This window comes from Streptomyces sp. NPDC057271 (genome assembly GCF_042668715.1).
In the GTDB taxonomy this organism is placed as follows: domain Bacteria; phylum Actinomycetota; class Actinomycetes; order Streptomycetales; family Streptomycetaceae; genus Streptomyces.
In genome coordinates this window covers 12,985-30,495 of record NZ_JBHUYJ010000097.1, presented here as the reverse complement: position 1 = coordinate 30,495, position 17,511 = coordinate 12,985, and the positions used below count along the sequence as shown (strand labels likewise).

The following is a 17,511-nucleotide window of genomic DNA, read 5'->3' as shown; positions in this document are numbered from 1 at the left end:
CCAGCACGGAACGCTGTCGTCCATGAACGACCCGTACGCGGTGTTCGACAGCGACGGCTACGTGGGTGACACGCTGCCCCCCGTGCCGAGTCCGCTCGCCGCCCTTTCTGAGCTGGCCGACTACGTTATCGCCCGGGCGATGCACGAACGTCTGATCGGCCGCTCCTCCGAACCGCAGCAGATCGCGAAATCAATCGACACGGCTGCACACCGCACCGGGAAGTGGTTCGTCACCGGCGTTCTGGAGTGGTTCCAAGGCATCGACGTCACCGGGACGTCCGCCGGCGGCCCCACCGACGAGCAGATGCGCGACGCGCTCAGGAAGGCCCGCGCCGCGAAGGCCGAACGGAGGGCCATTAGCTGGAGGGACATCGCACGCTCGGCGTTGGGCATCAGCAAGCCGTCGGACCCACAGACGTACCGCGCCAAGGGCTGGGTCACCGCCGCGGGGCCGCTCGCTGAAGAGGTCCCGCGGGTGGTGCGGGAGATGAAGAAGCGTGCCCGGGCGTTGGACCGGCACATCAGGGGCATGGGGGGCGAGCCTGACGCCGCGTCCATCGCGCGCAAGGTCTTCCGGGTGGACGCCGAGACCCCGCATCAGGTCTATCTGGTCACCACCTGGCTCGACGGCGATGGGGGCCCGACCGGCTCGACGCAGGAGGCCGGCCCCTCCGCCGGCCCGGCCGGCGAGGCGAACGAGGGACCCGGAGTCGAGGCACTGCGCAGACATTTCCAGGAGCAGGTGAACAAGAATCCGACGCCTCCCAGGCCTGTGCCCGCACCCACGGAGGCCGTGCCGGAGGGCACCGCAGAAGACCTGCTTCCGTCGGGCCCCCAGGAGATGTCGCCGGCGGAACACCAGCAGCTCATATCGCGCGCGGAGACACTGATCTATTCGGGCAGGGGTCTGGCTTTCACTGCGCGCGAACTGGACCTGCCATGGCAGCCGACGGAGCCGAAGGCGACCATGCACCGGATGCTGCTGGAACACAGCGAGCGGTATCGGGCGGACTACGAGCGCGCGCTGCGGGACATTTTCGGCAACCTCCGCATCTCGAACAAGGACATGCGCAGACTCCTGGACGAGTTCGCTGCATCGGTGGGACTCAGTGCTGTGACGACCAGGCTGTGGATGGAGCACCACGGCCGCGTCGTCCACTCGGCAGCTTTCCTGCAGCTGGGGCTGTCCGCGTCCGAGATCCAGGATCTCCGCTCCCGCGCCTCGGCCTATCTGAGCGAGCGGACCGACAGCCTGAGCCTGACCCCCCTGTCGCCGTCCGAGCGACTGCTCCGCGACGAGCGCCTGGCGCGGGTCGCACATGCCCTGCACGAGGGGGGACCCGACGCGGCCGACGCCGTGGCCAACGAGATCATGAGGGAGCGGAATCTGCGGCCACGCCCCGGCGGCGCGGGTGGGGCGTCCGCCACGGGCAGCCGGCTCGACGATCTCGAGAGCGCTCCGGTCCAGCACGGCGAGACATCCACCGCGCCGGCCCGTCGCCTCACCGCGGCCCCCGGTATCGCTTCAGGCGCCGCCCCCGATGCCGTGGCACGCCAGGTCATCGGCGGACTGCGGGCAGACCCGAGCAACCCCACGCGCGACGGGGACGCGGCCCGTGAGCGGCTGCTGCGGCAGCTCACTGAGCAGCTGCCGGACGAGACGAGACATCGGGCACGGGCCACGGAGCTGCGTCGGGAGGCGGAGAGGATCGCGGGAAGCGCCGATCCGCGCCTGAGGTCGATGAGCGTGTCCGAGCGGGACGCGGTGATCTGGCAGATCGCCGAGACCCTGCACGACCGGGGCGAGGCCGCCGCTCAGCTGACCGTCGCACAGCTGCTTGCCGCCGAGGCCCTGCTGGCCCACGGCGTACGCGTCCAAGGTGAACTCCTCACGCGGGCGTACGGGATCGTGCGTGAGCTGTACCCGGCCTGGTTCGACCAGAGCGCTCGCCGACAGCACCTCGAACTGGCCCAGCTCGCGCACGTACTTCAGGTGCAGAACCCTGACGCCGCCCAGCGCCTGGCGAAACGTCTGCAGATCGACGCAGCGAGCCCGGCCGCGCGGGACCTGCAGCTCGCCAGTGCCCGGAGCACCGAGAGCGCTCTGCGATCCCAACTGGACAAGAGCGCCTTCGAGACGCTGCTCACCGACGCGCTCACCGCGCTGGAGGACTTCGCGCGCAGCGATCTGACGATCGACGATCCCAGGCCGTTGTACGAGCGCAGCCCGCTGTACTACCAGGCACTCATCACCGTCGCCGACGTGCTGAACCGGAGCGGCGACAGCCCCGATCCGATGGCCGCCGCCCGGGAAGCGGCACGCGAGGCGGCCCGTACGCTCGGGCTGGAACCGTCCGTCGCCGCCCGCGGCGGCACCCGCCAGGAGGAAAGCGACCGGCCCGGCGAGTCCTCGACCCAGGCGCTGGAGCAGGGGCAGCCGGAAACGACTCGGGTGCCGGAAATGAACCGGGACAGAGTCGTCGCCGGAGCGCTGCAGATGATGGCGCACCACTTGAACCGGAATGTGTTGCTGGCAGACGGTGCTGCGGCCATGGAGGAGATCGACGCGGCGCTCGGCGCCGACGAGACCGCCGCGCTGCCCCTTCCCGCATCGGCCGGCGTCCTCGCCGCCGCCCACAAGGCAGCCCTGTTCGACGAGGCCGAGCGACAGCTCTCCCCGCGCTTCGTCGGCTGGGCGCAGCTGCCGGACGAGATCAGGACAGCCATCAAAGCCGTGCTGGTGAGGGAAGGCTGGTTCCGTGGCGCCGACGCGGCCATGAGCCTGGCCTCGCGGATGATGAACGAGGCCCGACTCCTTTCCCTCAGGCCGTCGGGGGAGGACGGCGCCGGCTTCCTCAACGGGGCCCTCCAGGGCGGGATGGAGTTGATCGAGACCCATCACCCGAGCTGGTTCCGCCAGAGGGATCTCGCGGAACGGCACAGGAGGCTCCTCCTCCTGAGCGTCAGGCGACTGACCGATCCGCTGCCCCATGTACAGGCCGTGGCCCGCGCGATGGAATCGATGAGGTACGGCTCCGCCCGGCCCGGGATGTTTCATCTGGAGACCATCCGGCCCACCCACGCACCCGACGTGACCATCCTGATGTCACGCCGCGGGAAGGTCAGGGAGTACGACCTGGCCCAGTGGGCGAAGCACACGGCCGGCGCGTCGGCGGTGTTCCGGTACACCCAGTCGGTCGGTGCGTTCGCCCTGCCGGTCGGTGCGGCACCCCTTCCCTGGCGGGAACGTCCGGCGCTCTATCTCGCGCTGCACGCCGAACCCGATACCGTTTATCCCTTCATCAACGACCCCGACGTCGTCCCCTACTCGGACGACGAGCGCGAAGAGGGCCCGGAGTACGTGGCCACGTCTCCGGAGCACATGGCCGAAACACTCCTGGCCCATCCCGCCTTCCATGAGATGGTCGCCAAAGCACGGCAGCACCCGCACAAGGAGCTGCACGTGGTGCTGTACGGCTGCAACGTCGGAGCCAACACCGGCCAGGCACGGAGCGCGCTGGGCGCGGCGGCCGCCTGGATCGGTGCCGTAGGACGGGTGTCCGGCGTCAGGATGTTCCTGTGGGGCAGTCCGTACACGCTCAGCCTCACCCGCGAGGGCGAGTTGGGCGTCCATGCCCCCGTCGGCAGCACCGCGTGGGTACAGGTCGAGGTCCGGCCGCCCGGCTTCCCGCGCGTGCGGTACGAGACGCCGTTCACCGGCGCGACGTCCTTCCAGCTGTCGACCGACTCACCGCCGCTCCAGCCGGTCCGTGCCTCTCAGGAGCTCTTGGACAAGGTCGAGGAGATGCAGGGGCGGCTGACCGAACTGTTCGGCCCCGAAGTGGCCCGGTCCGCCGGACTCCACTATGTGGAGGTCCGCCGCAATGGCAGCAAGGTCAGAGGCTTCTGGCCGGGCGAGGGATACGGCGTCTGGGACATGGCCACGCTCCAGCGGAAGATGACCGAGGGGGTGAGTGAACAGCACCGGGTCGACCCGCGCGCGGCGATCCTCCTGAGGGTGGACTTCGCGGCGATCGGCGGAATCCTGGACGAGGAGGACGATATCGTTCGCCCGCCTCTGACCGACCCCGTCACGGGACGACTGCTGGCCCCGCCGGTCGAACACATCCCCGGACGGACCATGGACGAGGACACCGACGAGCAGCTGCCGCTGCACGACATCGCGCCCGGTCAGCTGCTCGCCGACCTGCGTGGCTGGCCCGTCATCGCTCCCGCCGGGTTCGTCGTTCCGGACGACGAGCAATACGTGGTGGAGGGGGACGGAGAGGAGGAGGAAGGCACCGAAACCGTGCTGCGCGTCGAGGGCCTGCCCTCGGACATGGAGGACGTCGAGTGGAGTGAATGGGTCGTGTTCTGGCCCACTCAGTGGTCCCATGAAACCCCGAAGCTGCCGTCGGCCCTGACAACGGGGACCACGCAGCCGGCGCCCCCTCCGCAGGAAGAAGGCAGCCCGCAGTTCTCCGACCAGTCGGTCGAGGAGTCGTCCGGGCCGAGCGGTTCCGAAGCGCCTCAGGGACGGACAACGGAGACAAGGGAGGCGAAGCTCGCCGAGCTCTTCGTACACGGGACTGTGGACAAACCCGGTCAACGGCTCGATGAGGTCGCCGAACTGGCGGGCCTTTCCGATGCCGGAGAGGTACACACCCTGCTCGTCCGCCACTCGCCGGAGTACCGCGCCCACCTCGACGCGGGACTGGGCATCCTGCGTACAGCCGGCCAGGATCTCCAAGGCGCCCGCGAGCGGCTCGGGCGGCTCGTCGCGGAGCGCGGGCTGCACCCTTCCCTGGCCCAGGTCTGGTCGGCCTGGTTCGCGCGTCACCAGCGACTCGTCACCGCGTACCCCTCCGCTGTTCCCGAGCAACGGCAGCAGGCCGATGCCTCCTTGTCGCTGACCGTGCTTCAGGAAGTCGAAGCCCTGAGCACGGCAGAAGAGGAGGCCACCGGCAACGGACAGGCGGTCGGCCGGGCGCGCGCAGTGATCGCCGAATTCTGGACGACGCTCGTCCGGAGAGGTGAACTGGCCCGGCAGGAACTGGAATGGTCCGCCTCACCCGATGCCGAGAGGGAGACGGCCAGACATCTTTCCGCCCACGCCAAGCAGCTCGCCGCCGACTACCTGAGTTCCTACGACCCCGAAGGCTGGCCGCTGCTCGGCGTCCAGCAGCGCAGCGAGGTGCTGGCACTGATAGGTCACACCCTGGACGACGTGCTCGATGTCCCGCGCGAGCTTACCCAAGAAGAACGCATCGAACTCACCCAAGAACGCATCAAGGCGGGCCGGTCCTTGGCGCTCGGCATGGACTGGAACACCGGTGACGCCGACGCGCGGCCGCTGAGCGGCGAGAAGGCGGCGGCGTACGTGTCCCAGGCCGTCAACCATCTCCTCCTCGCCCTGCCCGAACCGTTCACCCCCCAGGATCTGGAGGCCTGGGAGGCGTTGGCGGCGGAAACACTGGACGCGCAGCTCCCGCGGTGGAGGCCCCTGTCGGCCCAAGAGGGCCGGGCGCTGGTGGCGCTGGTCGTCCAGGAGGCCCGGCAACGAGGCGTAGCGGCAGCGCAAGGGCTGGTGGAACGCCTGGTCTACGAGGACAGTCTGCTGGCGGAAGGTATGGGCGGCCCCTCGTTCGCCGACGCGGTTCTGGGGGCGAACGCGATGCTCCGGGGACACCTGGAACAGCGCAAGGGACGGCACGACCCGATGGAATGGCATCATCAGGTGATGGAGGTCGCCCACGTCTTGACGACGGAGGGGGCGGTGGAGGCTTCCGAGCGCGCTGCCACGAGCGTCCGGGCGCGGGGCTCGGCCGCACGCGAGATGTTCAATATCACCTACACGGTGCCGAGAGGCGGGAAGTCCCTGGCTGTCTCGTTCCACGGCCAGGAGAGGCTGAGCAAGAACGTTCCCTCCTTTCAGGCCCATGATCCTCGCGAGGGCGCGGTCTTCTATTTCGTCGATGTGGAAACGGACAGCTTTCACCTCCGACCGAACCCGGAAGTCGCGGGCGGGCTCGAATTCGCCGCTGAGCCGCTTCCCTGGGCAGGCGGGAACATCGTCTACTTCGACCTGCATGGATCGCCGGGCATTCTGTCGCCCAACATTGCCTGGGTTATGGGTGGGACCGTAGTAATGCCGCCCGCCCACCTCGCGGAGCTGATGTCCAAGGACCAGAAGGTCCTTGAGATGGTGCGCAAGGCGCTCGCGGATGACGGGGTCCTCCACCTCGTACTCGCCTCATGCTGGGCAGCGGCGGGCGAGGATACGCAGTACACGGCGCTGGACGCGTTCGCCCAGGCGATGAGTGGTCTGCTCCACCGTCACCCCGGCCTCACGCTGCACGTGCACGGCTCAACGGCGAAGTTCGTCCTGGAGCACCCCGGCGGTTTGATAGCCGTTGAAAGTATGCCCGCGCCGGTGGAAGAGGTGTGGAAGACCGTGACGGTCACACCGCCGCGGCGCCAGGAACTCGAGCCGTCCGGGACTCACATTCATGGGACGGTCAGTTTTCTCCTGACCACCGACTCGCCGTTGGAGTCTCCTCTCATTGCCGGCGATTCGCTGATCCGGGCCCTGGAGCGGCTGCCGGAGACACTGCGGCGGCAGGTCGCCTTCGTGAATGTCCTACGTCACGGTCAGCGATTCGTGGGGTTCGGAGGGGAGGGCTACCGCATATGGGACGCTGCGGAGCTCAACGGCCAGATATCTCAGACAGGCGTCCAGGCCGATGCCGTCATCGTCCTCAGAACCGACTACTCCGGCGTGGGCACAGCCGTGACGGGACCCGACCGCAGCGTGATGGACCTGTCGCAGGCACCGGCCAAAAAGCTGGCCGACGAGCGCGGGGCGCCGGTGCTGGCCCCTTGGGGAAAGCCCACCCAGGAGCCCGAACGTCAAGGTGGCGCACCGGTGCTGACAGTACCCAGGCCGCCCGAGGAGAGAGACAATCCCGCCTGGCAGCCGTGGATACTGCATCTTCCCGACGGCTTCGACACATCGGTTCTCGCCGAGTTCGGCCGACCGGCTGCGGGCAGACGCCTCCACGTGACCGACGTGGAGGACAACGGGGAGAGCGGGCAGCGGGTTTCCGGCACGACAGCGACCCGCACGTCTCATCAGAGCGTCAGATTCGCGACCAACTCCGCCGACTCTGCCGACTCCGCCGAGGTCAGCCCTTCAGAGCCGGCTCCCTCGCCCCTGCGGGACCGTTCCGACCGCGCTGCGGCCCTGGACTGGATGATGAACCGGCTCGCGGACTTCCCGGCGCACGTTTCGGTCAAGGGCGAACAGGCCCGCAGAGCGTTGGAAGCCGATGTCGTACCTCCCGGCCGGGACGCCACACCTGTGCGGATGACCCGCAGGCAGCGCAACGCTCTACGCCTGGAGGTGGTGCGCCTCGCCGCGCGTCATTTCCCCGGCTGGAACGCTCTGGACGGGGTCACCCGAACCGACCTCGTCAGCATGGTGTCCTACGAAGTGTGGACCCGTGGCCATGCCGAGGGCATGAACCTGGGCGAGCGGCTCGCCGCGGCGCACGCGCTGGCACAGCCGGGCAACGTCACGAAAGCCCGCAACACTTTCGCAGAGGTCCTGCGGATCATCGAACACTCCTATCCGTCCTGGTTCCTCCTCCACGAGGCGGGCGAGCAGTGGGACCGGGTGCTGGAGCTCACCCACAGCCTCGTCCACGACGGTGAGGAGGCGGCCAGGGAACTGGCCGCCTTCTGGGAAGCGCCGCGGCAGTCGCAGGGACCCGACTTCTTCGCCGGCGTCCGATCCGGTACACGCTCGCCGGTGGCGAAGGCCCTCATGCTGCACACTCCGGCGTTCCAGGCCGCCAACATCGGGCAGTGGACCCGTCACGACCCCGGACCACATGCCACGTTCCAGGTCGTGCACACCCGACCGGACGGTTCCGTCTTCCTGACGTCCGGAGGAAAGCTGCCCTGGGGCGGTCAACCGACCTACTACATCGATGTGCACGGCGCCCTGTACGGTGCCAGTCCGGCGCCGGCGGACGCCGCATACGGCAACGCGCGAGGGCTTGTCGTTGTCTCACCCCAGCATTTGGCGCAACTCCTCAAGGCTGACCGGGGGGTGAAGGCGCTGCTCCGCTACGCCGAAAGCACCGGCGTCAGGGTCAACCTGGTGATGTTCTCCTGCAAATTCGCCGACGTGACCTTGCGTGCGACACAAGCCGCACAGGAACTGGCCGAGGCCCTCGACCATCCCCTGGTGACCGTGTGGGCCAATCAGTCGGAGGTGGACTTGATCGATGGAGTGATCCGGGTCGATCCCGTAGGGAAGAAGGAATCGGAATGGCAGTACTTCAGGGCGCACAGGGAGCGGCGGGCCGAGCCGCGGTTCGACGAACGCTACTTCACCGCGGCCGTGTCGATGCGCTCGGTGAAGGACCAGCCCGCGCTTTTCCCGCTCACTCCTTCGCGAAAGCTGCGTCGCCTGCTGCGGCAGTTCGGAGAGCAGCCGGTCATCGCCATCGATGCCACCCGGTCGGGCCCCTCCCGTATCGAGGTGTACGAAGAGACGAAGACCGGCACCTGGAAGTACACCGCCCGTGACGCGGCGTGGATGGGCCTGAAGATGCCCGCAAGTCCCGCGCTGACGAAGACCGTTGTCGTCATGTTCGCCGACAGCACAGGCGCCGGGCCCGTCATCGGCTGGCGGGGAGGAGACACCCCCTCCGTGGGACAGCCGGTCGGTAAGGGCGTCGGGCACATCGCGCCGCCCAGGCCCGAGCCCGCCGTACAAGGAGAAGGGGTGGAAGCGGCGGAAGACCGGCCGGAAACGGTCAACCCCGTGCCTGGGCACGTTCCGGTCCGGTCCGAGGACTCGTTCGCCCAGATTCTCTCCGACACCACGGGCACCACCGTCGTCGCTCCGGCCGGCCCCGTCACATGGGCCATGAGCGGTGGCGCCGTCCCCACACCGGTCCTCACGGTGGACCGCCCGCCCGAGGAGCTGGACAACCCGGCATGGCAGCAGTGGACCGTGCACACCCCGCGGAGGCTGCCGCTCCTGGGCACGGGCGCCCTCGCCGCACTGCACGCCGCACGCCCCGGCACGCTGCCTCGCCGGCTGACGGCACACCCGTCGGTGATCCTTCCGCTGGAATACATCAGTCGCGTCCTGTCGGGCATCCAGCAGGAGGAGCGGCGCGAGGCACTCCTTTCCCGCATGGGCGCCCTGCTGCCCTGGGAGACAGGACATCGCACAGCCGTCGCGGTGCCGGACCCGCAGGTGCCGGACGAGGCGCGGTTCGAGGCCGAGCAGCGACTGATGTACGCCCTTGTCCTGGACGAGGACGCGGCGCGCCCGGTCGCCGATGACCTCGCCGCCTCCTTCGCACTGCTCCTGTCGGACGAAGGGGGCGGTGACGGTCCCGGCGGCGGCGGCCCCGGGTCGACCGACCCCGGCCCCGGCCCCGGCCCGCTGCCGCTGGGAGCCCGTACCGGTCGGCCCGAGGACGCGGCGGTCCGCGTCCGTGCCGACGAGGCCCGGCGCGCCGAGCCACTGCTGCGCGGTGGCCGCCCCCGCGGACCCCGGCCGCTGGAGAGCGTCGCCCGCGAGCTGTGGCCCGACGATCCGAATGCCGGACCGGACCGGGTGCACGCCCGGCTGATCGAGCACTCCGAGCAGTACCGCGTCGATTACCAGGAGGCGCGCCGACTGTTCTTCGGCGCCGACGCGCACCATCAGCCCGAGTGGGCGGAGTCCCGGCTGCGCGCCCACGTGCGGGCCATCGGACTCGACGACACCGTCGCCGACCACTGGCAGGAACGGCTGCGGGCCGGGCGCGCCGCCGAGGCCAGCCGCGACAAGCAGCGGGAGGGCGAGGCCGATCCGTTGTGGATCGAGGCGTCCGGGCTCGTCAACCTGTACGTTCCGCTGCCGATGGACTCCGGCCGGTGGACGGCGCTGAAGCGGAGCGAGATGCGGGTACTCACCGAGGAGCACCGGCACATCGTCGTCCGGCAGTTGCGTGCCGGCCTCCAAGAGGCCGCTGTCGCCTCCGCGCGGAACCTCGGGCGCTCGCTCGGGCTCACCCCCCGTCCCTACGCCCAGGGAGGACGCCGGGCAGAGGCACCGCCCACCGGGGAGCCGTACGCCTCCGGATCGGGCACCTTGACCGAGGCGCGCCCTTCACTGCGGACCAACCCCTCCTACGAGCCGGAAGGGGCGGCGGTTCTGAGTCGCGCCAACGAGCTGGTGGCGCGGCTGGAACAGGAGGCCTCGTTCCGGCATGACGGCCTCGACCGGCGAGGAGCGGAAGGTGACGGCACGGTCGACCCCAGCGACACCACTCCGTTGCGCCCGCTCACCGACGAGGAGGCCACGAGGTGGGTCCAGGACCAGATCGAACGGGCGTCGGCCCTGGCGTCATCCGGATCGGCAGAGGGCGACCTGCCCACGGACAGGTCGGCCGGCTTCCTGTCCGAGCTACGGACCCGGGCCCGTACGGCGGCGTGGGAGCGGCTGTCCCGAATCGAGCGGGCCGCCCTGAGCGTCACCCCGTACGAACCGTCCCGGGACGACACGAACACCGTCACCAGCACCGGCGAATCGGTGCGTGAGGCAGCGGATCTCGCCGCACAGCGCCCCTGGCTCGATCTCACGGCCGACGCGCCGCCACCGCGTGGCGAAGAGGAGTTCGTCACCTTCAGCGACGGCAGCCGCGTGCCGGCGCACCTGCGCAACCTCGGACACAGCACGCTCAGCATTCGTGGCGCGGAGCTCGCGGCGGCGGAGATCGGTGAACGACTCGCGCTTCCCGTAGAGGCGATGGCGCGCCTGCGGCAGGCATTGCGGGATCTCTCGCACCGCTTCCTCGGCGACGGATTCCCCCTGACCTACCGTGGCGCGGACGGCCTCAGCCACGAGGTCGTGATCTCCGTCCGCAACTACGGGGCGTGGAGCCGCTACCGGGATGCCGACCGCACCCCGACCAGACTCGAGCTGGAGATACAGCGCCGCACCGGAGTGGGGGAGGGGAAGTCGATCGGACACGCGGCCAGCCTCACCTTCAATGTGCCGCTGGGGCCGAGTACCGCGCTGATCAGTCCGTACGGCAGCGTAAAGGCGGCCTTCCGCAACAACGAGCCGACCTATCGCTTCACCACGAGCGGCGTCTCCCAGACCACCTCGTCCCTGCGGGGCAAGGACGGCTCCCACTCCCACATCGACGACCTCTGGTTCGAGTTCCGGGACGTCACCGAGAGGCGCCGGCCGAAGCAGGGGTTCGGGCTCGGCCTCCGTACCGGCTTGAGTCCTCTGGGCAGCCCGGCCCGGACGACCGGTGGCGCGGCCGACCTCCTCACAGCGCCCGTCAGGGGCGGATTCGCGATGCGCTCGGCGCTGCTGTGGGTGGTCCCCGACTCGACGACCGATCCACCGGAGCCCGACCTGATCCCCCGTCGGATTCCACTGAGCCCGGACAGCGTGCCGGAGATCTTCGTCGCCGAGGACTTCGGATCCGTGGAGGAGATCTTCACCTGGGCCGCCGGCCAGGTGCCCAAGGCCACCCTCGCCTCACCCGCACACGCCGAACTCCGCCGTTTCTTCTCCTCCGAGAACTTCCGCGGCATCCTCGACCAGGCATTCCGCTCCCCGGTACCGAGCCAGGCCCTCTACAAGGAGGACGGCCGTACGCTGCTCGGCGCCTTCGAGGTGCTCATCGCTCCCGACACCCGTGAAGGCATGACCGCCGAACTCGTCCGCGCCGCTCACAAGACCGAGATCCGCAGTCAGAAGACCGCGAAGACGATGTCCGAGCGCGGCCGGGGTCTGGTCAAGGGCATCGGTCTCGGTTTGTCACTGGGACCGGCGATCGGCCCCCGGTCCGCACGCCTCCAGGTGTCGCTGAGCGGGACGGCCAACTTCGCGCGGGAGCACAGTGCCAGCCAGGGCAGCACGGCGTCCGCCAACGCGACCGCGGCCGTGGTGGACCACGGCGGTACGTACGCGATGCCGTTGAAGGTCTCCGTGAGGCTGACGGGAGGGCCGTGGCAGACTTTTCACAACTCCGCGCGCATGCGCCTCACGCGCAATGAGGCCCGCAGGCTGGCCGGCTGGGACGACAACGCGGGGCTCCCACCCGGAGCAAAGGAGCCCGAGGCACCACCGTTTCTCAGTGAGAACCATCCTGTGACGCTCGGTGGTCTCACCAAGGTCAAGTCGCTGAACTGGCCTACAGATACAGCCGACGCGACCGGGAGTACCACTACCGTCGTCGAGGAGCTTTTCGACCGGGTGCACCGCGAACTGGCCGACCGCCACCCCGGTCTGGTCCTGCCGCCCGGGCCGCACACCCGGGCGGAGTGGGGAACGGCCCAGCTCTTCAAACCGGCCGCATGGACCCGCCTGAGGCGCGACGGCTGGCGTGGCACCCAGCAGGACTACCGCACGGCACTGAGCAACACCCATAAACTCCGCGACGTCATCAGCCAGGCCCACACGGAGACCGGTCTGGAGCGGATGATGACGGTGGGACTGCCGATCAGGCTCCACCGGCTGGGCGTGCGAGAGGAGTACGTGACCGTCCTGATCCGGGCCGAGCTGACGGGCCGCCGCTTCCGGGGCACCCGGCACGACGTGGGCCTTCGGACCGGAACCGGCGTGACCCAGACGGCCAAGCAAGCGTCCACGGTGTCCCAGGGTGGCGGCGTGGCATTGAGCGCAGGTCTGATCACGACGCTTCCGGCAGGAGAGCTGGCGGCCAACGCGGACACGTCCCTGGGCGTCGCCGGCACCGTCCGCCACCAGATGTCGTACGGGCCCGTCATCGCGGCCGAAGGCGTCTCCGCGTTCACCAGGCGCTCACATGTCTTCGCCTACGACCTCAGCTTCACCGCTACCGAACTGGTCTTCTCCCGGCCGCGCATGGCCACTCGCATCGCCACCGGGAATGTGCTCGCCGCCGAGTGGTTCGTCCGGCGGAAGCCCGCCTCACCCCTGCTGGGGCCGATGCTCCCGTCCGAGGCCGTGAAGGCCATCGTGGAGCTGTACGTACCGACAGCGCTGACAGCCGACGAGGGGCGGCATCGCATCAAGGCTGGCAACCTCCTTCCGGAAGGCGTGCCGCGCGAACTGACGTCTCCACTACCGCTGTTGGATTGGCGGACGGCGCGCAGTCTCGCTTCCGGGCGGCCTCTGCCCGCGTTCTCGCCGCAGGCATGGCAATCGCGTCCCCATACGGTGGCCGCAGTGCCCTCTCCCGGCAGACTGCTCGGTGCCGTCAAGCAGGTCCTGGGCGAGGCGTCCGGCAACCGCTGGTTCTATGCCACAGCCGGTACACCCGCTCACGATTCGCTGATCGAAGGCATGTCACCGAGCCAAATCGACGCCAACTTCGCCCTGTCCACAGGTCCGTTCGGCTGGCAGCTCTCCGGACTGTTCGGGATGGGAGCGATCACCGACCAGCACAGCTCCGTGGTGATCCGCTCGCGGGTGACCACGCTCCGGCCGTTGCTGTACGTCGATGGCGATCACGCTCTCGAGGTCTCGTACGATGCCCAGTTCCATGCCGGGTGGCAGAGCGGTGGTTCGGCCGGCCTATCCTGGTCGTTCTCGATCGGCGGCGGCAGGACTGTGCATGTGGACGCCGACGGCAGCGACGTGCGGTACATCGTCAAGAGCGGTCTGAGCGGGCGGGTGTTCGACGGAGTCAACTCATCCGCCGCCACGGTTCAGCGCAGTGCGACCAGATCGACCGTCCTGGAACAGTCCGGCCGTACCGTGCTGCTCATCGGTTCGGTGGACTGGACGGTCGCCGCGGCCTCGCGCAGCACCGGCTTCCTCGCAAGCTCGGCCGAGTCCTCCGAGAAGTGGGCGGCGACCGTGGTCACGAACGACGCGGGTGTGCTCATCTGGATGGCGGAGCAGGATGCCCTGGCCCTCGGTCTGATCGATGACCACCTCGGCGAACTGCCCGGCTGGAACGAGCCCTTGTGGCGGGAACCCGGCTGGAGCTCGGGCATTCCGCCGTTCTCGTTCGACGCGGGGACGTTCGACATGTCGGTCCTCCTCGACGCGTTCACCGCCCGGGCCGACGCGTCCCGCCGCGACCGGGCGCTGGTCCTTCCGGAAAGCTTGCTCGACGACCCCATGGGCCAGCTCGTCCGCCTGGGCGTACTGCTCTCCCCGGACGGCCTGCGGGCGATGGCCCGCGAGATGCTCCGGGACGGATACACATTGCGCACCTTTCAACCCAGGACGGGGGTGTCCAGGGAAGGAACCATCACCTTCGAACTCCGGCGCGGGACACCCGTGCTGCGGGAGACGCGCGCGGGACACACGCTCACGAGCTCCTGGTCGGCGACGGTTTCCCGGACCGGGATGCGACGCTCCCGTCGGGGATGGAACATCGGGCCCGCTCTGTCCGGAGGCACGTCAAAGTCCGGGACCACCGTCAGCGCGGGTGGCGCCGACCGGGTGGGCATGACCACGGTGCGGTCCACCAGCGACAACCACAGCCTCACCCGCACGTCGGGCATCGACAACAGCGGCCCGGTCGGGGTGTACACGACGCCGTACCACATGACGATCCGGGTGGGAGCCAAGGGGAAGGAGCGATTCCATGTCGAGGCTCCCATCGGCGAGCTGCGCGAATATCAGCCCCTGAGCCTGCTCGAGCCCGTGCCGGGACCGGTTCCGCCCGGCGGTGAGCGGCAGTCCGACCGGCCGGTGAATGTCACCGCGATCGCCGGACCGAGACTGCTGCCGCCGGAGCACGGGTCCGCGGATGCGCTGCACGCATGGCTCCAGGACCGCGGCAACCGGTTCTTCGGCCAGGGGCCGCGCCTGGTCAGCGTGCAGGGTGTCGGTGGGAGCAAGGCCCTGCTCGACGCCGCACTGCTCGCCGTCGGCGCCGCCATGGGGACGGGAAGCCCCGTGCCCCGTCCGGTACGCCCCGGTTCCCCGGCGCACACCGTCCTCAGTGACGCACTTGGCGCGTGCTCACTTCAGGCGTTCTTCCACGAGGCGGCGGAGCACGGTCTGGCGGTGACTCTGCACGACACCGCCCTGTTCGGGAAGACAGAGCTGGAGTTGCGTCTCGCCCCCCGGGTGGAGTTCGACGGCGCGGCGCTGCTTGCCGTGGATCACAGCAACGACCTGAGCCACGTGGTGAAGATCGTGGAGTCCGCCTCCCGATCGGACTCCTCCGTAGACTCCCGGCATCCGACCGTCACCGGCGGCCCCGCCTTCATCACCGGCGACCCCCTGTTCAGCCGAGTGGGCAGCTCCGCGGCGGCGCCGACCGGCACGACCGCGGATGCCATTACACAGGATCCGACGTCCGTGGTGGTGGACAGCTCCAAGCTGAAACTTCCGGTCGGCCGCAGCTTGCTGTTCCGGCTTCCGGTGACCTGGCTGGTGGTCGCGGACGCGAAGCGTCGCGGCGCCGACGCCAAGGCGGCTGCCGGGCCGGGAGCCGAGGGAGCCGCGCCGAGGCCATCCGGTGTCACCCGACTGGCGCTCGAAGACGGCGTACTGGTCTGGGTACGGGAGGACTTCGCCCGCGAGTACGGCCTGTTGACCGAGGAGAAATTCCCTGACGAAGTCAGAGCCGCCTGGGACCAGGTCCGGGACGCGACCGAGCAGTGGCAGGCGGCGACCCGTGCTTACCAGAGCGCCCGGGCCGCCGCGTCCGCCGCCTCCAGGGAGTGGGACGAGGCGCTCGAGGAGGCGGCGGACGACGAGCGGACATGGCAGCGGGCCATGAACGCCGCCCGGCAGGCGGAGCGGGTACGGGAACGTGCGGGGCAGGCCGGTGCCGGGCAGGAACCGACGCATGCGCGGATGGCGGGCGCCGGCCTGGACGCGGCGGAGGGGCCGGCCGGCCAGGCGCACCAGGACGAGCCCGCCGCCCTGGACGCGTACCGGCGCAGCTCGGAGCGGCTGCGCGTGCGCGGCGAGCGCCTCGTCCGCCTGCACCAGGAACTCAGCGACCAGGACCGCGCGGTGCGCGAGGCCGGAATGCGTATGCACGGCGCGCGGACGGCGGCCGACGCCGTCACCGCCTGGTACCAGCGGCCTGCCGATGAACGGACGGATTCCCGGCCCGGCCCGTGGGACCCCCAGGGCGCCGGCGCACTGCCCCAGGAGCCGGAGGTTCCGCCCGTACCGGCGATCGAGGAACTGCTCTACAAGACGGCGGAGGCGGCGGAGAACCGTGACGGGGACGTGGAACTCCCCCTCGCCCAGGAGGTCTTCGACACCTGGCTCTCGGACGAGGCAGGCGGGCTGGACGGTCTGCGCACAGGCGCGCGACTGCTTCCGGCGACGGGGCAGGCACCGGGGCTGGCCGAAGGACACGCTGAATCGATCCTGCACGCCTGGCGCCGTGTCCACGCCTACGGGCTGGCCTGGGTCGCTGCGGACGCCGCCTATCGCTCAGCCCGCGCTGAGCTTGCTCGCAACCCCACGGATCCCGAGGCGGTGCGACGCCTCGACGTGACACGCGCGGCGGCCGTCCGCGCGCTGCGTACGTCCGAGGCCGTCCGTGACCGCGCCCTCGCGATGACCCGGTGGCACACCACCGCCCCGGAGCTCCGCACCGCCGCCGCCCCCCAGCCTTGGCTGCCGCCCGCTCGGTCGAACCCTCCGGCTCCGGACGCCCGCCCGGTCTCCCGGTTCGACCGCGAGACGCATGAGGGCACCGGGGCGCCGCTCAGCCTGACCGCGCCCGACGGCCGGCGATTCCGGATCGTCGACCCCGCACCGAACCCGGCGCCCGGCGCCGGGACGGATCCGGCGACGGATTCCCGGACGGATGAGGGGACGTCCACCGCATCGCACTCCGGCGCCGGCGAATCCTTCCACCACGCCCTCTCCCTCGAACTTGACCGGGTGCGCCCCGGCTGGCGCGACACCCACGGCATCCGCGAGGCCAGGCCCGGTGCGACCGCCGCCGCTTTGCGCGAACTCCTCGCCCGCACACTCGAATCCGCGGATCTGCTGGATCCGGCGAACCCGGACAGCCCCCCGGTCGACGACGTGACCGCCATTGAGCCGCAGGAGCAGGTGACCGCCGAGGAACTCGACCGGGCCGGGATCATCCTGACCGGACCGCACCGTAGGGAGCTCGATGCGCTGGGCCTCCTGCCCACCGGTGCCGCGCATGCCCTGGCGTCCCGTCCGGACCTGCGCCGGGCTTTGCTGGCCGCGTTGCTCCGGCGACGCGGCGGCGCGCCGGACCAGAGCGGATGGCGTCACACAGCTGCCGATCTGATGGCCCCGATCGCGGCCCAGGCGCTGGGAATCCGGGTCACCGTGGTCAGGGACGATCGTGGATACCAGACCTACGGTGATCCGCTGCATCCGGAAATCGTCCTTCACCTCACGGGTGATCACTGGTACGTGGCCCAGCCTGACCTGGCGACTTGAACCTCTCTTTGACGTAGGTCGCCTCGGCCATTTCGTATACGGATCTTCGGCTGAGGGGGGATCACTACTGGTGAGTCAGTGTGTACCTTCTG

At 69.8% G+C, this 17,511-nt stretch carries 1 protein-coding gene; it reads left to right on the top strand.

The window, feature by feature from the left end; translation table 11 throughout:
• Window positions 1-22: 22 nt before the first annotated feature.
• A complete protein-coding gene (locus ACFUJR_RS31320) occupies window positions 23-17,419 on the top strand; it encodes a hypothetical protein (protein WP_383172567.1) in 17,397 nt (5,798 codons plus the stop codon).
• Window positions 17,420-17,511: the final 92 nt, after the last annotated feature.